We start from the raw sequence: 19,953 nt of genomic DNA on the forward strand, positions 1-19,953 counted from the left end.
ATCCGTGACAACCGGACCTGGCAACCTGATTCACCCCCGGTCACCGCCGCGGCTTGACTTCTTCATTGAGAGTCCTTTCATTGGCGGCGACGTTGGTCTGTGGGGCCGCAGGTCCGCGATCCCGTCGCGGTGAGGAGTTACGCGACGATCGCCCTCGTCTGCCCGCATCGGTTAGCTCCGGTGCTGGTGCTCGCGTTGTAGGCGTCCGAGCCCAGGCAGAAAGCGACCTATGCGGGAGGCGTATTCGGTGTAGGCCACGCCGTGGGCTCGGCGTAGGTAGGGCTCTTCGGCGAAGCGCACCTGTGCTTGTATGCCGATCACGCAGACCACTAGGCCGGCGATCGCCACCGCGTTGGGCACCATGAGCGCCAGGCCGACGAACGCGACAGTTGCGGCGGTGAAGATCGGGTTGCGAACGACTCGGAAGGCGCCGGCGGTGACCAGAGTCGTACGTTCGGCCTTGTCGATTCCGGTCCGCCAGGACGCGCCCATGGCCATCTGAGCGGTGAAAGCCAACAGCATGCCTAGCACCGCTACCGCGACACCGGCCCCGCGCAGCACCGAATGATCAAGGATCGCCAGCGGCGAAATACCGGCCAGGTCGGCGACGGGGGCGGCGACGCCCACTGTCAGCCAGCCGAGGTCGGTCCCGGCCAGCGCCCACCACTCCAGTGAGCCGTCCGGGCGCAAGGTGCGCCGTGTGCCAATCTCGCCGGTGCGGCGCCGCTGAATCACCGCGCGCAAGGCGCCCAACACCAGCATCATGGCGGCGAACAGCGCCAGCCCAGCAACCGCCATCACCGCTCACCCCCGGTGCGAACCGGCTTGGCCGCAACGCCGAGCAGGTAGTCACCCTGGACTCGGGTGAGCGATCCCAGCACCACCAGGCCGTGGTGGACCAATTCATCGAGGAACTGTTCGGCGCTGAATCGGTCGTCGGTGGGGTGATCGAACAGCCGCCGGTAGGTGGAGCGCGCCAGCGCGTGGGAGGTGACCTCCTCGAAGTAGAACCGACCGCCCGGTGTCAGGACCCTGCCGACTTCGGTGATCGCTTCACGCCAGTCCGGGATGTGGTGCACGATCCCGAAGTCGAAGACCGCGCCGTAGCTGTCGTCGTCGACATCCAGTGCGGTGCGCAAGTCGGTCGCGCTGCCCTGGGCCAGCCGAACCCGATCCCCGTAGCGGGCCAGGCGCCGGGCGGCGCGGCCGATCATCACCGGGTCCAGATCCACCGCGTCCACGGTGGCCGCCCCGAACCGTTCCAAGATCAGCTGCGAGCCGTACCCGGACCCGCAGCCGATCTCCAATACTCGTGTGCAGGGCAACAGGCGGCCGCCCATCCGCAACAGCACCGGCACCTCATAGACGCGTTGCAGCCAGCGCCGCGGCGGCGAATTCACCAGCCAGGTCTCGGCTCGGTTCATCAACACTGCGCATACCACCTTTCTTGGTCGACTACGGCGTTGAGGTCATCCCGTCGCTTGGTTCGCTGACTGCATTGTCTGAGCGCTTTGGTGGCCCGAGGTTGTGTCGTTCCGACCCCTTAAGTAAACGCCTGACAGCGCTATCACCATAATTTGACGATTAATGGTGTCGAAACGCTATCATCGCTCTATGGCGATGACAACGGGGAGATCCTCGATGCAGCCGTCCGCGGACCTCACACCGGCGGTAGCGCTGTTTCACAGCCTGTCCGACCCGACACGACTGGCGATTCTGGAGCGACTCGCTGAAGGCGAAGCGCGCGTGGTCGACCTGACCAGCTTGCTGGGGGGGGCGCAATCCACGGTGTCGGCGCATCTGGCGTGTCTACGCGAGTGCGGCCTGGTGACCGGTCGTCCCGAAGGCCGTCAGGTGTTCTACTCGCTGACTCGACCAGAGCTGATGGATCTGATGGCCGCGGCCGAGACGTTGTTGGCTGCCACCGGCAACCAGGTGGCGCTGTGCCCGACCTACGGGACCCGCGGCCGCACCGACGCGACGACGGATGCGCAGGAGACGCGCCCATGAGCGATGCCTGCGGCTGCGGCAACGAAGAACCCCGCGGCGCCGACGAGCGGGACCGCGAGCCCGAGCGGCTCTGGCAGATCAAAGAACTGCAGTTCGCCGCCCTCTCGGGAGTGTTGCTGCTGGCAGCGGTAACCGCCGGGTTCCTCGACGCCGCCGAGCCGGTAGTCCTGGCGCTGGAAGCGGTGGCGCTGCTGGCCGGCGCCTACACCTTTGTGCCGTCCACCCTGAAGCGGCTGGCGACGGGCAAAATCGGGGTCGGCACGCTGATGACCATCGCCGCGGTGGGCGCGGTGATCCTCGGCGAGGTCGGTGAGGCCGCCATGCTGGCCTTCCTGTTCTCCATCAGCGAGGGACTGGAGGAGTACTCGCTGGCCCGCACCCGCCGCGGACTGCGCGCGCTATTGTCGCTGGTCCCCGACGAGGCGACCGTGCTGCGTGACGGTGCTGAAAAGACCGTCGCGCCTTCGGATTTGCAGATCGGCGACCGGATGCTGATCAAGCCCGGTGAGCGTGTCGCGACCGACGGCATCATCCGCCACGGCCGCACCGCGCTGGATGTCTCGGCCATCACCGGTGAGTCGGTTCCCGTAGAGGCCGGGCCCGGTGATGAGGTGTTCGCCGGGTCGATCAACGGCACCGGGTCACTCGAGGTGGAGGTCAGCACCACCGCCGAGGACAACTCACTGGCCCGCATCGTGCGCATCGTGGAGGCCGAACAGTCCCGCAAGGGCGCCTCCCAACGCCTGGCCGATCACATCGCCAAACCCCTAGTGCCCGGGATCATGATCGTCGCGGCGCTGATCGCGGTGATCGGCAGCCTGCTCGGGGACTCGGCCACCTGGATCGAGCGGGCCCTGGTGGTGCTGGTCGCCGCCTCCCCGTGCGCCCTGGCGATCTCGGTGCCCGTCACCGTCGTGGCCGCCATCGGCGCCGCCAGCAAGTTCGGCGCATTGGTCAAGGGCGGTGCGGCACTGGAAGGGTTGGGCAGGATCCGCGGCGTCGCACTCGACAAGACCGGCACACTCACCGCGAACCGGCCCGCCGTCATCGACGTTGCCACCACCGGTGGTGCCACTCGTGAGCAGGTGCTGGATGTGGCGGCGGCCCTGGAAGCGCGCAGCGAGCACCCGCTGGCCGCGGCGATCCTCGCCGCCGTCGATGACGTCACGGCTGCCACCGATGTGCAGGCCGTCACCGGGGCCGGGCTCACCGGATGCCGCCACGGGGACACCATCCGCCTGGGTCGCCCCGGCTGGCTGGACCCCGGCCCGCTCGCCGGTGACGTCGCCCGCATGCAGCGGACCGGGGCCACCGCGGTCCTCGCCGAAGTCAACGGCCAGGTGATCGGCGCCATCGCGGTGCGCGACGAGCTACGGCCCGAGGCCGCCGAGGCGGTCGCCCGGTTGCGCCGCGACGGCTACCAGGTGGCGATGCTCACCGGCGACAATACGGCTACGGCTGCCGCGCTGGCCCGCGATGTCGGGATCGAAGCGGTGCACGCCGAGCTGCGCCCCGAAGACAAAGCGCGGCTGATCGACCAGCTCCGGGGCCAGCGCCCCACCGCGATGGTCGGTGATGGCGTCAACGACGCTCCCGCGCTGGCCACCGCCGACGTGGGGATCGCAATGGGTGCGATGGGCACCGACGTGGCCATCGAAACCGCCGACGTGGCGTTGATGGGCGAAGACCTGCGCCACCTTCCCCAAGCGTTCAGCCATGCCCGCCGGGCGCGGCAGATCATGCTGCAAAACGTCGCCCTGTCGCTGGGATTGATCGTCGTATTGATGCCGCTGGCCCTGTTCGGTGTGCTCGGGCTGGCCGCCGTCGTGCTCGTCCACGAACTCGCCGAGATCGTGGTCATCGCCAACGGTGTCCGGGCCGGACGCACCACACCGCTGGCCGGCGCGCCGACGGATCCGGCAGCCAGCCCCACCCGCGCAGCGCCGGTCGGCGCGCCATCGTGACCGCCGGCCACACCGGCGTGGTCGCGCCTCGGCAGGCCGGCGTCACCGCACGCAACACGAGGCCAGGCCGGTGATCGTGTCGTCGGTTCTGCCCGCCATCGGCCTGTTCATCGTCACCAACATCGACGACATCGTCGTGCTCTCGCTGTTCTTCGCCCGCGGCGCAGGACAACGCGGCACCACGGCCCGGATCACCGCAGGCCAATACCTCGGCTTTGCAGGCATTCTGGGTGCGGCTGTGCTGGTGACACTGGGTGCCGGAGCGTTCCTTCCCCCAGAGGTCATCCCGTACTTCGGGCTCATACCCCTGGCACTGGGACTGTGGGCGGCCTGGGAAGCCTGGCGAGACAACGACGATGACGACGACGGCAAGATTGCCGGCAAGAACGTCGGTGTCTGGACCGTCGCAGCAGTCACCTTCGCCAACGGCGGGGACAACATCGGCGTCTACGTTCCGGTCTTCTTGAGCGTGGGACCCGCGGCCGTGGTGGCCTACTGCGTCGTCTTCCTCGCCCTCGTCGCGGTCCTGGTCCTTGCCGCCCGATTCGTTGCCACCCGCCGCCCGATCGCCGAAGTCCTCGAACGCTGGGAACACGTCTTGTTTCCGATTGTCTTGATTGGCCTGGGCATCTTCATCCTGGTCAGCGGTCTGGCCTTCGAGAGCTAAGTTGGGCAGCCACGAGCTACGACGGTGGATCCGCGTCAAACGTAATCGTCGAGAGGAATGCTCCAGATGCCTCGTCTCAGGCGAATAGTCGCCGTCGTGGCGACCCTTGTCGTCGCTACCGCCTCGGTCACCGGCTGCACCACGGGTGAGGGTGCTGTCGCTCAGGGCGGCACCTTCGACTTCGTATCGCCCGGAGGTCAAACCGCGATCTTCTACGACCCACCCTCAACACGGGAGACGATCGGCGATCTGACCGGACCCGACCTGTTCACCGACGAACCGATCCGACTGTCGGATTTCACCGGTAAAGTGGTCCTGATCAACGTTTGGGGCTCTTGGTGCGCACCATGCCGCACCGAAACACCGCAACTGGAAACGGTATACGCCGAATACCGCGACCGAGGCGTGCAGTTCCTCGGCATCGACGTCCGCGACAACCGCGACACCGCACGCGACTTCGTCACAGACCGCAACGTGGGATACCCCTCTATTTTCGACCCCTCGCTGCGCAGCCTCATCACCCTGGGACGCAACTACCCGACCAGCGTGGTGCCCACCACCATGGTCCTGGACCGCCAACACAGGGTCGCCGCGGTGTACCTGATGGCACTACTGGCCGAAGACCTACGGCCACTCCTGGATCGGCTCACCACCGAGCGCTGACACCTGCACGAGGGACATAGCGTTGCGTCCCCCGGTCGCCGTAGCGGCGTTCTAGTACTAGCGGCGGCATCGTCCGGAATGGGCGTCGGCGTCATCAGTCCTGGGGTCGCGCGGCCGCGGCCGGTGTCGCCGACGGGAAGGCCGGTGGTATCGCCGCCAGCCCGAGTACTCGCCACAAGGCGGTGCTCACGATCGCTAGTGGGCGTGATTGCTGCGTTCCCAGCAAGGACGCCCCGGGGGCACGGTCCGCTACTGGCAACGAACTCCGCGATAGATCGACACCACCGCTCGACTAACACCGATCGGCAGCGACGAGGTTACTTGCGCGCGCTATCGACGCCCTGCCTTATTGCGATTACAAGAGAATCGCGATCAACAATGGGGACCGACGTTATGTGCTGATACCCCCCAGGGGTAACTTGGGGTTGTACCCGCGCGGGTAACCCCTCGACTGGAAAGGTCTAACGCATGAAGGCGCAAGAGAGATTCCGGCGGCTCCTAGTAAGTTCAACCACGCGGTCGATCGCCAGGTGCATCGCTCGGTGCACGTTTATCAAAGTCATCGGCGGGCGCCAACCTATCAAGGCCGATAAGAGAGTGTCCTGCTGCGGCTGATGGGCTCCGGGCCAGTCGCGCCACCTCGGTGCTCCCTTATGGGCTATGCCATTAGTGCCGATCGCCTTCAGCGTCTGGGTCAGACGCGGCGGCAAGAAACCCTCTGATCTTTGGGCCGAAAGCGTGTGCCATGTCCTCAGCGTCGAGGAATTGGCGGGACATCGAAACTTCGGCGAGGACCCCTCGTGGAAGGACGTCGGCGAGGCTGTGTGCCAAGCACTCGGGGTGACGGGTGTCGTCGCCGGCGATGACGAGTGTCGGAGTGTCGATGCGCCGGAGGTCATCGACCGTTGCAAAGGCGCGGTCATGGCCGATAGCCGCTGCGGCCGCCGCACTGTGGGCGTCAGCGCGCGGAATAGCCTCAGCGACCAGGTTGGCGATCAGCGGCTGAAGATCAGGAATGAACAATTCCCAGGCGGCCTGCAGACCGCGGGAACGGGCACGCTCGGCGTAACGATCCATCAGATCGGTGTCTGCGGCTTTGTCCGCATCGTCCTCTATCGCTTCAGCGCTGATGACCACCGCCGACCGGGCGATACGGGGGTGCTGGAGGCACGTCCGCAAAACGATGGTGCCGCCCAGTCCGGCGCCGACAAGGTGGGCGCAGGTGTCATCGAGCGCGTGAATGATCGCAATGACGTCGCTGACGTACTGATCCCATCGGTGCAACGTCGGGTCGGGACAACGGGATGCTCCGTACCCTCGAATGTCGGGCAACGCAACGCGATACCGGCCAGCGAGCCGGTCAGCAAGCGGTCGCATGCTGTAGTGATCCGGACCCCCACCATGAAGCATGATGATCAGTTCGCCGCGGCCGACGACCTCCCCCATGAGGGGCCAGCCATCATCTCCGACGTGCAACGTGCGCACCAACTGATCCCTCCTGTCGTTCCGGGAAAGCGCTACGCGCGTCGACACCACGCCAGTGACCCCCGGAAAGTGACCCTTGAAGCATACCCCCAAGGGGTATATGCTCTTTTACGTATACCCGGTAGGGGTATCTACACCCGTCGAGGATAGGAGATCGGTGATGAGCACGAGCACGTACGCCGTCACAGGAATGACTTGCGGACATTGCGAGCTCTCGGTGCGCGAAGAGGTCAGCGAGGTCGCCGGAGTTGAAGACGTCGAAGTTAGCGCCAAAACCGGCACCCTGATCGTGACGTCGAGCCGTCCCGTCGACGACGCGCAGATCCTCAACGCCGTCGACGAGGCCGGCTACTCGGCGGTGCGTGTCGCATGAACGCCGCGGGACGATTGACAGCGTTTGGCGCCGGACTGGCAGTGGCGTTCACGGCTGCGTACGTCACCGCCGCAGCGGTCGTCCCTGATACCGCGGCGACATCTCCCAAGACCCAAACTTCCGATGCTGCAGCGGATCACAGCGCGCCGCCGACCGAGCAGGCGTCGCCAGTCGTTCCCTTCGCCGACCCGCCGGGGTTGTCGTTGGCCGAAGACGGATACGTCCTGAGCCCGGTGCGGTCCCCCAGCGCACCCAACGATCGGGGAACGATGAGCTTCACCATCGTCGACCCGGGCGGCACGCCGCTGCTGGACTACGCGACCGTGCACGACAAGCAACTGCACCTCATCGTGGTCCGTTCCGACGGCCAGCACTTCGCCCATGTGCACCCAAGGCTGGACGCGGCTACCGGCACGTGGTCAACGCCGTGGACGTGGAATGCCGCCGGTACCTACCGCGTGTTCGCCGACTTCCAACCCGCAGGGGCGGGCAGCGCCAAACTCACCCTCACCCGAACCGTGCAGGTGGCCGGCGCGTTCGTCCCGGCGGTGGCGAGTGCCACACGCACCGTGGATGAAATCGCCGGATACACCGTGAAACTGGACGGTGCACTCACCGCGGGCGTCTCCCACCAACTCACCGCGACAGTCACGCGCGACGGCCGGCCGGTGATGACCTTGCAGCCCTACCTGGGGGCTTACGGCCATCTCGTCGCCTTGCGTGAGGGAGACCTGGCGTATCTACATGTGCACCCTGAGGGGGCCGAGCCGGTACCGGGCGGCACCGGTGGGCCTGCGGTGTCGTTCGCGGCAACCGCACCCACAGCGGGGCGCTACCTGCTCTACCTCGACTTCAAAGTCCAGGACACCGTGCACACCGCCAGCTTCGTCGTCGACGCCGCACCCGGTGGCACCAACGAGCCCGCGCCAGAGCCATCGCGTGACGCCGGCCATGCCGGCGGGCACTGAGCTATCCCGTCCGAATCAGAAACTGAAAGGCAGTGGCTTCATGACGACATCGACACCGGTGTCTGGCCCGAGTGTGGAACTTCGCATCGGGGGAATGACCTGCGCCTCCTGCGCCAACCGCATCGAGCGCAAGCTCAACAAGCTCGACGGCGTGGCCGCGACAGTCAATTACGCGACGGAAAAGGCCACCGTCACGGTGCCTGACGGATACGATCCGGCGCTGCTGATCGCCGAGGTGGAGAAGACGGGCTACACCGCCGCGCTCCCGACACCGCGCACGCCGATGCCCTCCGACGCATCCGGTGACACCCCGCACGCCGCGGACACCGCCGACCCCGAACTGGCCTCGCTGCGGCACCGCCTGAGGGCCTCGGCCGTCCTGACGGTGCCGGTCGTCGCGATGGCGATGATCCCGGCGCTGCAGTTCACGTACTGGCAGTGGGCGTCGCTCACGCTGGCGGCCCCCGTCGTCGTGTGGGCAGCATGGCCATTCCACCGGGCCGCCTGGGCCAACCTGCGACACGGCACCGCGACCATGGACACGCTCATTTCGCTGGGCACCGTGTCGGCGTTCCTGTGGTCGCTGTATGCGCTGTTTCTGGGCAGCGCCGGCACGCCGGGTATGAAGCATCCCTTCGCGTTCACCCTGGCGCCGTCGCATGGCGCCGCCAACATCTACCTCGAAGTCGCCGCCGGCGTAACCACGTTCATCCTGGCCGGACGCTACTTCGAGAAGCGGTCCAAACGGCAGGCCGGAGCGGCACTACGAGCCCTACTCGACCTAGGCGCCAAAGACGTATCCGTCCTGCGCGACGGGACGGAAACCAAGATCGCCATCGAAGAACTCGTGGTTGGCGACGAGTTCATCGTGCGCCCGGGGGAGAAGATCGCCACCGACGGCGTGGTGGTGTCCGGTTCCTCGGCTGTCGACGCCTCGATGCTGACCGGCGAAGCGGTACCCGTGGAAGTCGCTACCGGCGACACCGTGGTCGGTGCCACCGTCAACGCCGGCGGCCGGCTGGTGGTGCAGGCCACTCGCGTCGGCTCGGACACCCAGCTCGCGCAGATGGCCCAGCTAGTCGAACGCGCCCAGACCGGCAAGGCCGAAGTTCAACGCCTGGCCGATCGCATTTCCGGCGTCTTCGTACCGATCGTCATCGCTATCGCCGTGATCACCCTCGGCGCCTGGCTGGGGGCGGGATTCTCAGTCGCCGCCGCGTTCACCGCAGCGGTCGCGGTCCTCGTCATCGCCTGCCCCTGCGCCCTCGGGCTGGCCACGCCCACCGCCCTGCTGGTGGGCACCGGCCGCGGCGCGCAAATCGGCGTGTTGATCAAAGGTCCCGAGGTGCTCGAATCCACCCGCAAGGTCGACACCGTGGTGCTGGACAAGACCGGAACCGTCACCACCGGCAAAATGACGCTGGTCGATGTCATTACAGCGCCGGAAACCCAACGTGCGGAGCTGCTTCGACTGGCCGGCGCCCTGGAGAACGCCTCCGAGCACCCCATCGCCCAAGCCGTCGCCGCCGCGGCGGCCGAGGAACTCCACGCCTTGCCCGTTCCGGAGGACTTCGCGAATGTCGAAGGTAAAGGCGTCCACGGCATCGTGGATGGACACGCCGTCGTCGTTGGGCGCGAATCACTGCTGGCCGACTGGGCGCAACACCTCAGCCCGGATCTGTCCCACGCCAAGTCGCGCGCGCAAGCCCAGGGAAAGACCGTGGTAGCGGTCGGGTGGGACGGGCAGGCGCGCGGTGTACTCGTCATGGCTGACACCGTGAAATCGACGAGCGCACAGGCAATCTCGCAGATGCGTGACATTGGGCTGACCCCCGTGTTGCTCACCGGCGACAACGAAGCCGTCGCTCGACAGATCGCCGTCGAAGTCGGCATCGACGACGTCATCGCCGAAGTCATGCCCGAAGGCAAGGTTGACGTGATCGCACGCCTCCAAGCCGAAGGCAAGACGGTCGCCATGGTCGGCGACGGAGTCAACGACGCGCCCGCCCTCGCCCAAGCCGACCTCGGTCTGGCGATGGGCACCGGCACCGACGTCGCCATCGAGGCCTCCGACATCACCCTGGTGCGCGGTGATCTGCGCAGCGCCGTTGACGCGATCAGGCTGTCCCGCGAAACACTGTCGACGATCAAAACCAACCTGTTCTGGGCGTTCGCCTACAACGTCGCAGCGATCCCCGTCGCAGCACTGGGCATGCTCAATCCGATGCTGGCCGGAGCCGCAATGGCATTCTCCAGCGTCTTCGTGGTGGGCAACAGCCTGCGCCTGCGCCGCTTCACAACCACTTCCGCCGACACCACCAGTTAAATCACCGCCACCTGTGAGGAGAACCAATGTCCGAGAATCAGAACCGCACGTCAGCCTGCTGCTGCAGCGGCGCAGCCGACAAAATCGATACCTCAGCCATCGACCCTACGGCGAGGAACCTGCTTGACTTCGGATCGCAGAACGAGACCACCTGCCCCGTGATGCCCGGCACGCCGGTGAACAAGACGGTCGCCGAAGCGGCGGGACTATTCCGTGACTATCGCGGTCGGCGTTACTGGTTCTGCTGCAAGGGATGCGGACCACGCTTTGACCGCGACCCCGACAAGTATGCCGCCGTCGCATGACCGCGACCCTTGTCGCGCACTCCTCGCCGGGCACCCGAAGTTAGTCACCACCACGCACAAGGAAAGCGTCATGACCCACGCCGACAACACCAGGCACTGCCCCTCAAGAGGCACCACCCACCACGGCTACATCACCGATAAAGACAAATACCTCAAGCGGTTGAAGCGCATCGAAGGCCAAGCCCGCGGCATCAGCAGAATGATCGAAGAGGAGCGGTACTGCATCGACATCCTGACCCAAACTGACGCGCTCACCAAAGCCCTCCAAGGCGTCGCGCTGGCACTGCTTGACGACCATCTTCGCCACTGCGTCCGTGACGCCGCCGCCACCGGCGGACCGGCCGCTGACGCCAAACTCACAGAAGCCTCTGAAGCCATCGCCCGCTTGGTGCGTTCCTAACACCCACATCATCAATGCGCGTCGACTGAAACGCGAAGTCCCCCTAAGGAAAGAACATGACAAACCGCGATGACCACGGCGTAGCAACATCCCACCCTGGCGGGCACGTCCACCACCAATTCCCCGGCGGACACCCTGACACCCACCCACACGGCGAACACCACGGCCATGACAATCACACCGGCCACACGGGCCATAGCGGCCACGGCGGTGACCACGTGGCCCAATTCCGCAAGCTCTTCTGGATCAACCTGATCATCGCCATACCGGTCGTCGCGTTCTCGACCATGTTCGCGATGCTGCTCGGTTACGACGTCCCCGACTTCCCCGGCGCACGCTGGATCGCGCCCCTGCTCGGGACAGTGATGTACGTCGTCGGTGGCCGCCCCTTCCTCACCGGTGCGCTGAACGAGATCCGTTCCCGCAAACCAGGAATGATGCTCCTGATCGGACTGGCGATCACCGTCGCCTTTTTCGCGTCCTGGGGCGCGAGCTTGGGCCTGCTCCACCACGAGCTCGAATTCTGGTGGGAACTCGCCCTTCTCATCGTCATCATGCTGCTCGGCCACTGGGTAGAAATGCGCTCGCTGGCCCAGACCACCTCAGCGCTGGACTCACTGGCCGCACTACTTCCCGACGAAGCCGAGAAGATCGACGGCGATCGCACCGTCACCGTCTCGCCGGCCGACCTGCACGTCGGCGATGTCGTTGTCGTCCGACCCGGCGGCAGCATCCCTGCCGACGGCAAGATCGTCGACGGACGCGCCGACGTGGACGAGTCCATGGTGACCGGCGAATCCCGGCCCGTTACCCGCGGTGTCGGGGATCCCGTCACAGCCGGCACCGTCGCCACCGATTCCGGGCTTCGGGTCGAGATCACCGCCACCGGCGACGACACCGCCCTAGCAGGCATCCAACGCCTAGTCACCGAAGCGCAGAATTCGTCCTCGCGTGCCCAGCGCCTTGCTGACAAGGCCGCCGGCTGGCTGTTCTGGTTCGCCCTGATCACCGCCGCGATCACTGCGGCGGCATGGACAATCGTCGGCAATCCCGATGCCTCGGTGGTACGAGCGATCACCGTGCTGGTCATCGCCTGCCCTCATGCGCTGGGCCTGGCGATACCACTGGTCGTGTCCATCGCCACCGAACGCGCCGCCAGAGGCGGCGTCTTGATCAAAGACCGGCTGGCCCTGGAAGGTATGCGCACTGTCGACGCCGTGCTGTTCGACAAGACCGGCACCCTGACGAAAGGCGAACCCACCGTCACCGCCGTCGAGGCGACCGGAGACGACGACGGCGACACCGTGCTCGCGCTCGCCGCCGCCGCCGAGACCGACAGTGAACACCCCCTGGCGCGGGCCATCGTGAAAGCCGCCGAGGATAGGGGATTAACGGTGCCGCGCGCCAGCGGCTTCTCGTCCTCTCCTGCCGTCGGTGTGACTGCGACGGTCGACGGGCACGAAATCCGAGTGGGCGGCCCCCGACTTCTCGAAGAAGTCGGCGCCCAGGAGGTCCCCGCGGCCACCGCGTGGCGCGGCGAAGGCGCCATCATTCTGCACGTCATCCGCGACGGAGAGGTGCTCGGGGGCCTGCGCTTGGCCGACGAGATCCGCCCCGAATCCCGCGAAGCCGTCGATGCGCTTCACAAGCTTGGCGTGCAAGTCGTCATGATCACCGGCGACGCCGAAGCCGTCGCCAATAGTGTCGGCCACGAACTGGGCATCGACCGGGTGTTCGCGGGGGTGCGCCCCGAAGACAAGGCGTCGAAAGTTGCTGCCCTGCAAGACGAGGGCAAGAAGGTTGCCATGGTCGGCGATGGCGTCAACGATGCCCCCGCCTTGGCGCAGGCCGATGTCGGCATCGCCATCGGTGCCGGCACTGACGTCGCCATCGCTTCCGCCGGTGTCATCCTGGCCAGTTCCGACCCCCGCTCGGTGCTGTCGGTCATTGAGCTGTCCCGCGCCAGCTACCGCAAGATGAAACAGAATCTCTGGTGGGGCGCCGGGTACAACCTCATCTCTGTGCCCCTGGCTGCTGGTGTGCTGGCACCCATCGGCATCGTGCTGCCCATGTCGGTCGGCGCCATCCTCATGTCACTGTCAACGATCGTCGTCGCGCTCAACGCGCAACTTCTGCGCCGCCTCGATTTGACGCCCGAGGCGAGCACCCGCGCCGTTCTCAACCGTTAGGGGACGGCCCACCATGTGGAGCAGCCGGCGACCATGTGAATTCGAATCGCCGCTCCCAACCATGTGGAGCTTCGCACGAAGAAAGCAAATGCAGTCGCCGGTCGAATTCTCAATTATCCGTCGACCGCCGGTACCTTCGGATGCGCCGTAGACGGCGTGTAGCTGAGCGACAAGCCACCCAATCGGAGCCGGGGAAGCGGAGGAAGGAGCACCAGTGACCGACCTCGCCACTGTCGAAAATTCGATTCGACGACGGTCGTTCGGCACCCTGTCGACGCTCGATAGCAGCGGCAACCCCCACGCAACGGCCGTCACGTACGCAGCGGCCGGTGAAGGCACAAACCTGACGTTGTACATCACGACCCGGACTACGAACATCAAGGTGAGAAACATCCGACGACGCCCACAGGTAGCCTTCGTCATTCCCGTGCCGCACCGCTTCCTCCCCATGATGCCGCCGGCAGCTATCCAATTCGCGGGGTCGGCCGAAATACTGAACCACGAAAACGCTGACGCGCGAGGGGCATTCCATGCGGACTGGTTCCTCCGTCGCATTCTCGCCGCCGAGGAGCGCATAGTCTCTCAGAGTGCTGAGCTGTGCTTCATCGCGGTCCGGCCGAGGCGATGGTTATCCACCTACGGCATCGGAATGTCGGCCCTCGACATCCTGCGTCATCCGGGCGACGCCATCGGGCGGGCAGACCTGACGGGCGGAAACTAGCCGTCAGGCCGTGGATTGGCCACACATGCGTAGGTCAATGCACATGGTCGTGGTCTTGGTGGTCGTCTAGCGGCGTCGCTGCTGGAAGCGGCTCGCTGATGGGCACGGGCACAGACGTAGCCTGCTCAGGCGCGCCGCCAGAGCCAGGGGCGGGCGCAGGAGCTTCGACTGGGCGGACGGCAGGCGGGGGAGACGTCGGTTCCGGGTCGTGATTGTGATGGTCGTCGACGTTTTCTGCACTGGTTCCGTGGTCATCGGAGGCGGGCTCCCCAGCGGGCGCTGCAGGGGATGGTTCAGGATGGCTGTGATGGTCGTCAGTCTGCTCTGCACCAGATCCGTGGTGATGAGCCCCTGCTTCCGCGCCGGCTGGGGCGTGGTGGCCGTGCCGTAGACCAGAGGCAGCGCCCACCGTGGACGCCAACGTGACGATCCCAATCGCGCCCAGGAGCACCATGGCACTGCCGACGGCGGGCACCGGTTCTCCTTGAAGGCCGCGGTGCCAGACCCAGCCAGCGCCCATGACGACATAGATCTGAAGCAGCAACGCGCATAGGTCCGCGGCTTGGATCAGTTCGGCTTGACCGGCGTGGGGCCCGAGCGGCGCTCCCGCGGTTCTCGACACGGACCAAAGCGCAATAACGGCAAGGTTGACCATGATGCCAAGAGCTAGCACCGGGGTGGTGGTACGGGTGAGTACTAGCCGCGCCCACAACAGTTGGAACAGCGCGATTGCCGTAAAAAACAGGCCCGCTGGCATCCATTCCTGCCAGTGCGTGGGAACGACGGCGAAGTGGATGACAGAAGCGCCTAGTGAGGCGAGCGCGGCAAGCCGAGCCGCTAACCGGCTGTCGGTCTTCTTCGCTGTCCTAGGCGCCACCGAACAAGGATGACAGCGCCACCCTAGACACCGGCTGCACGAGGCCACATCTCAACCCGACCGAGATTCATTCGTCATCAACTACTGCCGTCCTACGTAGATGGATCGATGCGACCCTTCGTCTGCGAGTCTCAACCACCGCCGTTTGGCGATAACCAACACCGGCTTCTCTTGAGACCTCGCCAATGCGGCAGTAGCGCACGTCGCTGTTCGCGTCCGGAACTGGCTCAGATTGTCGACGGGACTACGCGCGTCACCGGGCGGGGCGCCGAAGGACAGAGGTCACATCTGCCTCATGGCGTTGCGCTGCTTGAGCTGTTCGCGCACCACATCCTCGATACGGCCATCGGGTAGCGACAACACATAGCGCCGCATGATATCCAGCGCAAACTCCTCAATGTCGGCGTAGCTGGCACCGGCAAGCTTGTCGGCGAGGGTGCGCGGCGCCATACCGAGGTTCCCGCCGAGCCGCATACGCAGCTGCTCGAGAAAAGTCGTGGCCTGTATGCGAGACGGGGGATGCAGTGCTAACCGCACCTGAAAGCGGCGCCATGCCGCGCGGTCGAGCAGTTCGCCATGGTTGGTCGCGCAGACGGCGACGACGTGGGAGGGCAAGCGATCGATCTGTAGGAGCAGCGTCGAAACGACGCGCTTGATCTCGCCGGTTTCGTGCGCGTCGGAGCGCTCCTTGGCGATGGTGTCGAACTCGTCGAAAAAGAGCACGCAGCGCCGAGTCCTTGCGAACTCGAAAACGTGATCGATTCGACTCGTTGTCTCTCCAAGAAAGCTAGATACAACTCCCTCGTAACGCACGGCGTAGAACGGCACCATCAACTCCGCTGCCAACACTTCAGCAAGCGAGGTTTTACCGTTACCAGGCGGACCTTCCAAAAGGATGCGGTTACGCGGTTCCAGGCCGTGGCTGCGGAGAAGCTCGCTACGGTGATGCTCCTCGATGATCTCGTTCACCGCCGCCGTGACGGCAGGCGCCAGATGCACCTCTGACAATCGCCGTTTAGGCACAATTTCGGTGACCAGATCAGCGACCTGGCGGGCGGTGTCATCACGGGCGAGCAGGCTGCGAGCACCGGCAGTGGTGATCAATTCGGACAGACGATCAGCCACAAGATGGTGCTGATTGTTGCGCTCCTCGGCGATGATCGCCTCCACCAGCATGCGAAAGCGGGCGACGTCGCCACGCTGCTGCGCCTCGACCAGATCAATCACTAGGTCAGACCTCGCCATGTGGCCCCTCCTTGCGCAATGCGCTCGCTCGATCATTGCAGATGCGTTCACCACCGCGGGTTCGGCGCCGTACTGTGTCGTGCCCGCTAGCAGCGCCAACAGCGCTCAGATAGTTGTCCGAGTTCTGCCGTAGTGTTCTTCGACCGCCCTGCGGCCACTGATCGCACGGGTGGCTTGTCGCCAGCTACCCGGGTGTGTCTCAGAGGCGTATTGGTGCGCCGGGCGGTCACGCTCGTCGGCGTTGGTCTAGTTCCGGACAGCAGGCCCCGCGACGCTCTGCGTGTCGGTGAGGCGAAGCTGCGTTGGCACGGCAGCAGCGCTGAGGTGTCGAGCTGGTCGCGGCCGTGACAGGCCTTCCGGTCACCGGTTTCGTCGTGGTTCACGTCGACAAAGACGCTGATGACCGCCGACATCGACGAAAGTGCATGGAGTTTCTTCTGCCGCACTTGGCGTTGATGCCGTGCCCACCGGCGAGCCGATCTTGGAGCTGGACACTCGGTCACTTCTGAGGACGTCGACCACGCGACATAGCGCGCCGAGGAAGCGAAACAGCGGGCCGAAACGCCCACCTGTCCGCAGCCCATCTCCACGAACACGCCGGCGACGCACATCAGCGGGCAGCCGAGGTTCACGACCAAGCACCGTCAGCAGGCGTCGGAGACGTCACTGCGCACAAGGCCAAAGCTCAACGTCATCGCAGAGCGGCCACTTCCGATCGAGAGGCCGCTTCGCGCGACTACTACGACGCCGAGCAAGAACGTCACTAGTTGACTGTCTCGTTTCTGAAAATTTGAGACCAATCAGTTCCTGTCTTGATTCATCGAGACGAAGATTAGACCCCTGTCGTCTCGAACGGGTCTCGGCTTCACCCGTTGCTTGATGGCGGCGGCGAGGTCGTCTGGGATGGGCATGGGTGTCATGAGGCCCGCGTTGACGCGGCCGGTGTTGCCGACCGGGTAGCGGCCGGTCATCGAGCCGGGGGCGGCGACGATGAGGCGCAGGACTTGGCCGATGGCTTCGCGGCGGTCGTGTTGGCGAAGTGCGAGCGCCAGCATGGCGGCGTGGTTGCAGGTGTGCAACCAGGGACTTGGTTGGGAGGCGATGTGTGCCCGCTCTAAGTGTCGCCACCGGGTCGCGGGGTCTGCGGCGTGTTTCGCGGCGGTCATTTCCGCTCGGTAGACCTTGCGGGCCTGCTCACTGATTCGTGGCATTGAGTTGGCTCCTGTCGTGGGGATGAGCTTGGTGGGGCTATCGGCGGCTGGTCCGCTTGGTGGGTGCGGTCGTGCCGTTGACGGCCGGTGGAGATGCGGTGGGGGCGCAGCAGTCGCACCCGTGCTCATCCTGTGCCGGGGCTGGGGTGATCAGGGAAAGGCTGATGCTGGTGGCGGGGGTCTGCGCGGACTGTAGAGGGCTGCAGCAGGGGTCGTCGAGGACGGGTGCTGGGCCGATGTCGAGGGTGTGGGTTGTGGTTCGCAAGGTTGTCGCTGTGACGCCGGGAAGGGCGGTGATGCGGGCGGAGCGGATGGCGTTGAGGATGACGAATATTTCGGTGGTTTCGTGGATCAGGACCACGGTGGCCAGGCCCAGGACGCCGAAGGCGGCCAGCGGTATCAGGACGGCGACGATGGCCAGCGAGAACGCGATGTTCTGCACCATGATCCGGCGGGCGTGGCGCGAGTGGGCCAGCACCTGGGGTAGGTGCCGAAGGTCCTCGCCCATCAGGGCGACGTCGGCGGTTTCGATGGCGACGTCGGTGCCCATGGCGCCCATGGCGATGCCGATGTCGGCGGTGGCCAGCGCGGGGGCGTCGTTGATGCCGTCGCCGACCATGGCGATGGGTCGGCCCGTGGAGAGGGTCGGCAGCAGGGCTGCCTTGTCTTCGGGTAGCAGCTCGGAGTGCACGGTGGTGATGCCGGCGTCGGCGGCCACCGTGTCCGCGGTGCGGGTGTTGTCGCCGGTGAGCATGGCCACCGTGATGCCCATTCGCTTCAACAGACGGACGGCTTCGGCGGCTTCGGGGCGAAGTTCATCGCGCACGGCGATGGCAGCGACCGGCTGTTCATCGCGGGCGAGCACCACCACGGTGGCGCCGGCGGCCTGCAACCGCTCCACGTCAGCGGCGAGTGGTCCGGGGGCGACCCAGGAGGGTTTCCCCAGCCGCAACCGGTGGCCGTCGAGGTCACCGTGCAGACCGTGGCCAGCCAGTGCGGTCACATCGCTGGCGGCCGGCGAGTCGCCGGCGGCGGTCAGGATCGCTTGGGCCAGTGGGTGTTCGCTGCGCATCTCCAGGGCCGCTGCCCACCGCAGGGCGTCGGCGTCGCTGAGGTCATCGGCGGTGATCACCTCGACGACGCGGGGCTGATTGCGGGTGAGCGTGCCGGTCTTGTCCAGGGCGACGACGGTGATGCGGCCAAGTTCTTCCACCGCCGCGCCACCCTTGATCAGGGCGCCGTGGCGGCTGGCGGCCCCGATGGCCGCGACCACGGTCAACGGGACCGCGATCGCCAGTGCGCACGGTGAGGCGGCCACGAGCACCACCAGTGCCCGTTCCAGCCACAGCATCGGATCACCCAACACCGCGCCCACCGCGGCGATCACCGCGGCCAACGCCATGATCGCCGGCACCAGCGGACGGGCGATCCGATCCGCCATTCGTTGCCCGGCGCCCTTGCGTTCCTGGGCTTGCTCGACGATGTGCACGATCCGCGCCAGGGAACTGTCGGCGGCCGGGGCGGTGACCTCGACCTCGATCGCTCCGCCACCGTTGATGGCACCGGCGAACACGTCGCTGCCGGGCCCGGCTTCCACGGGCACCGATTCGCCGGTGATCGCCGACAGGTCCAGGCTCGTCTGACCGGCTCGGATGGTGCCATCGGTGGCAGCCCGTTCACCGGGACGGATCACCATGACGTCACCGATCACGAGATCCTGGGGGGCAACGGTCGTCTCGATGCCGTCCCGCAGCACCGAGGCCTTCGGCGGCACCAGCGACAACAGGGAGCGCAGCCCGCGACGGGTCCGGCTGACGGCGTAGTGCTCCAAGCCCTCGGCGATCGAGAACAGGATGCCCAGCAAGGCGGCCTCGGCGAACTGACCCAACGCGACTGCGCCGATCGCGGCGATCGTCATCAACGTGCCGACCCCGATACGGCCATGCCGCAGGCCGCGCACCGCATCGGGCACGAACGTGATCGCGCCGGCAGCGACCGCAGCCAGCTCGACGGCGTGTGCGATGCCCTCGTAGCCGACCCGCCCGGCAATCCAGCTCACAGCGAGCAGCACCGCGGCCAGCGCCGCGAACTGCAATTCCCGTATTTGCCAAAGCCTTTCGGGACCCGCGTCGGGTTCGACGTCGTTGCGTGGCCCGCAGCACGCATCAGACACGATTGGCTTCCTTAGCGCTAGTTGCGGCCACGCTCGGCAAAACAGCTGCGGTTAACTCGCGTCCGCGCTCGGTCAGCTGATACATGACCAACTTGCCCTGACGGCGCGACGACACCAGCGCCGCGTTCTTGAGCTGGCGCAGATGGTGGGACACCAAGCCCTGCGGCAATCCGACCACCCAGGCCATATCGCACACGCACAATTCGTCGCCGGCCGCCAGGGCGGCCGCAATGGACAACCGGGTCGCATCGCTGAGGCCGCGCGCCGCCGCGGCGGCGGCCTGGACGGTGGCGCTATCGGGCACCGTGGCGCGAATGGACTCCGCGTGGGGCAGGTCCAAGCAGAGCAGATCGCAGGTATCCACCGGTTCACTCAT

General features: G+C 66.1%; 18 protein-coding genes and 1 pseudogene. 11 read left to right on the top strand and 8 right to left on the bottom strand.

Annotation, left to right across the window (positions count from 1 at the left end):
* Positions 1-171: 171 nt before the first annotated feature.
* Together ACAG24_RS25010 and ACAG24_RS25015 are read right to left on the bottom strand one after the other, a co-directional pair.
* Complete coding sequence (locus tag ACAG24_RS25010) at positions 172-798, bottom strand: methyltransferase family protein (protein WP_270720513.1); 627 nt, start codon at positions 796-798, stop codon at positions 172-174.
* The gene (locus ACAG24_RS25015) at positions 798-1,424 is read right to left on the bottom strand and encodes a class I SAM-dependent methyltransferase (protein ID WP_270720514.1); all 627 of its coding nucleotides are present in this window, start codon (positions 1,422-1,424) and stop codon (positions 798-800) included. Before ACAG24_RS25015 ends, ACAG24_RS25010 begins: the two co-directional genes overlap by 1 nt.
* A gap of 190 nt (positions 1,425-1,614) precedes the next feature.
* Between ACAG24_RS25015 and ACAG24_RS25020 the strand changes: the two genes are divergently transcribed.
* The 4 genes from ACAG24_RS25020 (at position 1,615) to ACAG24_RS25035 (ending at position 5,304) form a co-directional block, all read left to right on the top strand.
* The gene (locus tag ACAG24_RS25020) at positions 1,615-2,010 is read left to right on the top strand and encodes an ArsR/SmtB family transcription factor (RefSeq protein ID WP_270720515.1); all 396 of its coding nucleotides are present in this window, start codon (positions 1,615-1,617) and stop codon (positions 2,008-2,010) included.
* Positions 2,007-3,974 carry a heavy metal translocating P-type ATPase gene (locus ACAG24_RS25025; RefSeq protein ID WP_270720516.1) on the top strand — a complete coding sequence of 656 codons (1,968 nt, stop codon included), beginning with the start codon at positions 2,007-2,009 and terminating at the stop codon, positions 3,972-3,974. Before ACAG24_RS25020 ends, ACAG24_RS25025 begins: the two co-directional genes overlap by 4 nt.
* Positions 3,975-4,044: 70 nt before the next feature.
* The gene (locus tag ACAG24_RS25030) at positions 4,045-4,641 is read left to right on the top strand and encodes a cadmium resistance transporter (protein WP_270720517.1); all 597 of its coding nucleotides are present in this window, start codon (positions 4,045-4,047) and stop codon (positions 4,639-4,641) included.
* A gap of 66 nt (positions 4,642-4,707) precedes the next feature.
* Positions 4,708-5,304 carry a TlpA family protein disulfide reductase gene (locus tag ACAG24_RS25035; protein ID WP_270720518.1) on the top strand — a complete coding sequence of 199 codons (597 nt, stop codon included), beginning with the start codon at positions 4,708-4,710 and terminating at the stop codon, positions 5,302-5,304.
* Between the two features lie 666 nt (positions 5,305-5,970).
* On the opposite strand, the gene ACAG24_RS25040 is transcribed toward ACAG24_RS25035, so the two are convergent.
* Positions 5,971-6,750 carry an alpha/beta fold hydrolase gene (locus ACAG24_RS25040; RefSeq protein WP_333563763.1) on the bottom strand — a complete coding sequence of 260 codons (780 nt, stop codon included), beginning with the start codon at positions 6,748-6,750 and terminating at the stop codon, positions 5,971-5,973.
* Positions 6,751-6,949: 199 nt separating this feature from the next.
* On the opposite strand from ACAG24_RS25040, the gene ACAG24_RS25045 reads away from it, so the two are divergent.
* The 7 genes from ACAG24_RS25045 (at position 6,950) to ACAG24_RS25075 (ending at position 14,071) form a co-directional block, all read left to right on the top strand.
* The gene (locus ACAG24_RS25045) at positions 6,950-7,162 is read left to right on the top strand and encodes a heavy-metal-associated domain-containing protein (RefSeq protein ID WP_011856847.1); all 213 of its coding nucleotides are present in this window, start codon (positions 6,950-6,952) and stop codon (positions 7,160-7,162) included.
* Positions 7,159-8,130: a DUF8832 domain-containing protein gene (locus ACAG24_RS25050; RefSeq protein WP_270720520.1), complete on the top strand. Its 972-nt coding sequence runs from the start codon at positions 7,159-7,161 to the stop codon at positions 8,128-8,130. Before ACAG24_RS25045 ends, ACAG24_RS25050 begins: the two co-directional genes overlap by 4 nt.
* Before the next feature lie 40 nt (positions 8,131-8,170).
* On the top strand, positions 8,171-10,456 hold the full coding sequence (locus ACAG24_RS25055) for a heavy metal translocating P-type ATPase (protein WP_270720521.1): 2,286 nt from the start codon (positions 8,171-8,173) through the stop codon (positions 10,454-10,456).
* Positions 10,457-10,482: 26 nt separating this feature from the next.
* Positions 10,483-10,761: a YHS domain-containing protein gene (locus ACAG24_RS25060; protein ID WP_270720522.1), complete on the top strand. Its 279-nt coding sequence runs from the start codon at positions 10,483-10,485 to the stop codon at positions 10,759-10,761.
* A 70-nt stretch (positions 10,762-10,831) separates the two neighbouring features.
* Entirely contained in the window at positions 10,832-11,161 is a 330-nt protein-coding gene (locus tag ACAG24_RS25065; protein ID WP_270720523.1) for a metal-sensitive transcriptional regulator, read from the top strand.
* A 56-nt stretch (positions 11,162-11,217) separates the two neighbouring features.
* Positions 11,218-13,350 (top strand): heavy metal translocating P-type ATPase, encoded by a 2,133-nt coding sequence (locus tag ACAG24_RS25070; RefSeq protein ID WP_270720524.1) that lies wholly within the window; start codon positions 11,218-11,220, stop codon positions 13,348-13,350.
* Between the two features lie 214 nt (positions 13,351-13,564).
* A complete protein-coding gene (locus ACAG24_RS25075) occupies positions 13,565-14,071 on the top strand; it encodes a pyridoxamine 5'-phosphate oxidase family protein (protein WP_046361650.1) in 507 nt (168 codons plus the stop codon).
* 34 nt (positions 14,072-14,105) lie between these two features.
* Here the strand turns inward: ACAG24_RS25075 and ACAG24_RS25080 are convergent, their stop codons facing one another.
* The 5 genes and pseudogenes from ACAG24_RS25080 to ACAG24_RS25100 form a co-directional block, all read right to left on the bottom strand.
* Positions 14,106-14,996: a hypothetical protein gene (locus ACAG24_RS25080; RefSeq protein ID WP_133414274.1), complete on the bottom strand. Its 891-nt coding sequence runs from the start codon at positions 14,994-14,996 to the stop codon at positions 14,106-14,108.
* A 234-nt stretch (positions 14,997-15,230) separates the two neighbouring features.
* Complete coding sequence (locus tag ACAG24_RS25085) at positions 15,231-16,193, bottom strand: AAA family ATPase (RefSeq protein ID WP_270720525.1); 963 nt, start codon at positions 16,191-16,193, stop codon at positions 15,231-15,233.
* An 884-nt stretch (positions 16,194-17,077) separates the two neighbouring features.
* Positions 17,078-17,404 (bottom strand): annotated as a pseudogene (locus tag ACAG24_RS25090) (DUF3703 domain-containing protein); the annotation flags it as partial.
* Between the two features lie 37 nt (positions 17,405-17,441).
* Positions 17,442-19,577 (bottom strand): heavy metal translocating P-type ATPase, encoded by a 2,136-nt coding sequence (locus ACAG24_RS25095; protein ID WP_270720526.1) that lies wholly within the window; start codon positions 19,575-19,577, stop codon positions 17,442-17,444.
* Complete coding sequence (locus tag ACAG24_RS25100) at positions 19,570-19,953, bottom strand: ArsR/SmtB family transcription factor (RefSeq protein WP_046361678.1); 384 nt, start codon at positions 19,951-19,953, stop codon at positions 19,570-19,572. The genes ACAG24_RS25095 and ACAG24_RS25100 overlap by 8 nt, the downstream gene beginning before the upstream one ends.

Origin of the sequence: Mycobacterium bulgaricum (genome assembly GCF_041287165.2) — a bacterium.
Classification (GTDB): domain Bacteria; phylum Actinomycetota; class Actinomycetes; order Mycobacteriales; family Mycobacteriaceae; genus Mycobacterium; species Mycobacterium bulgaricum.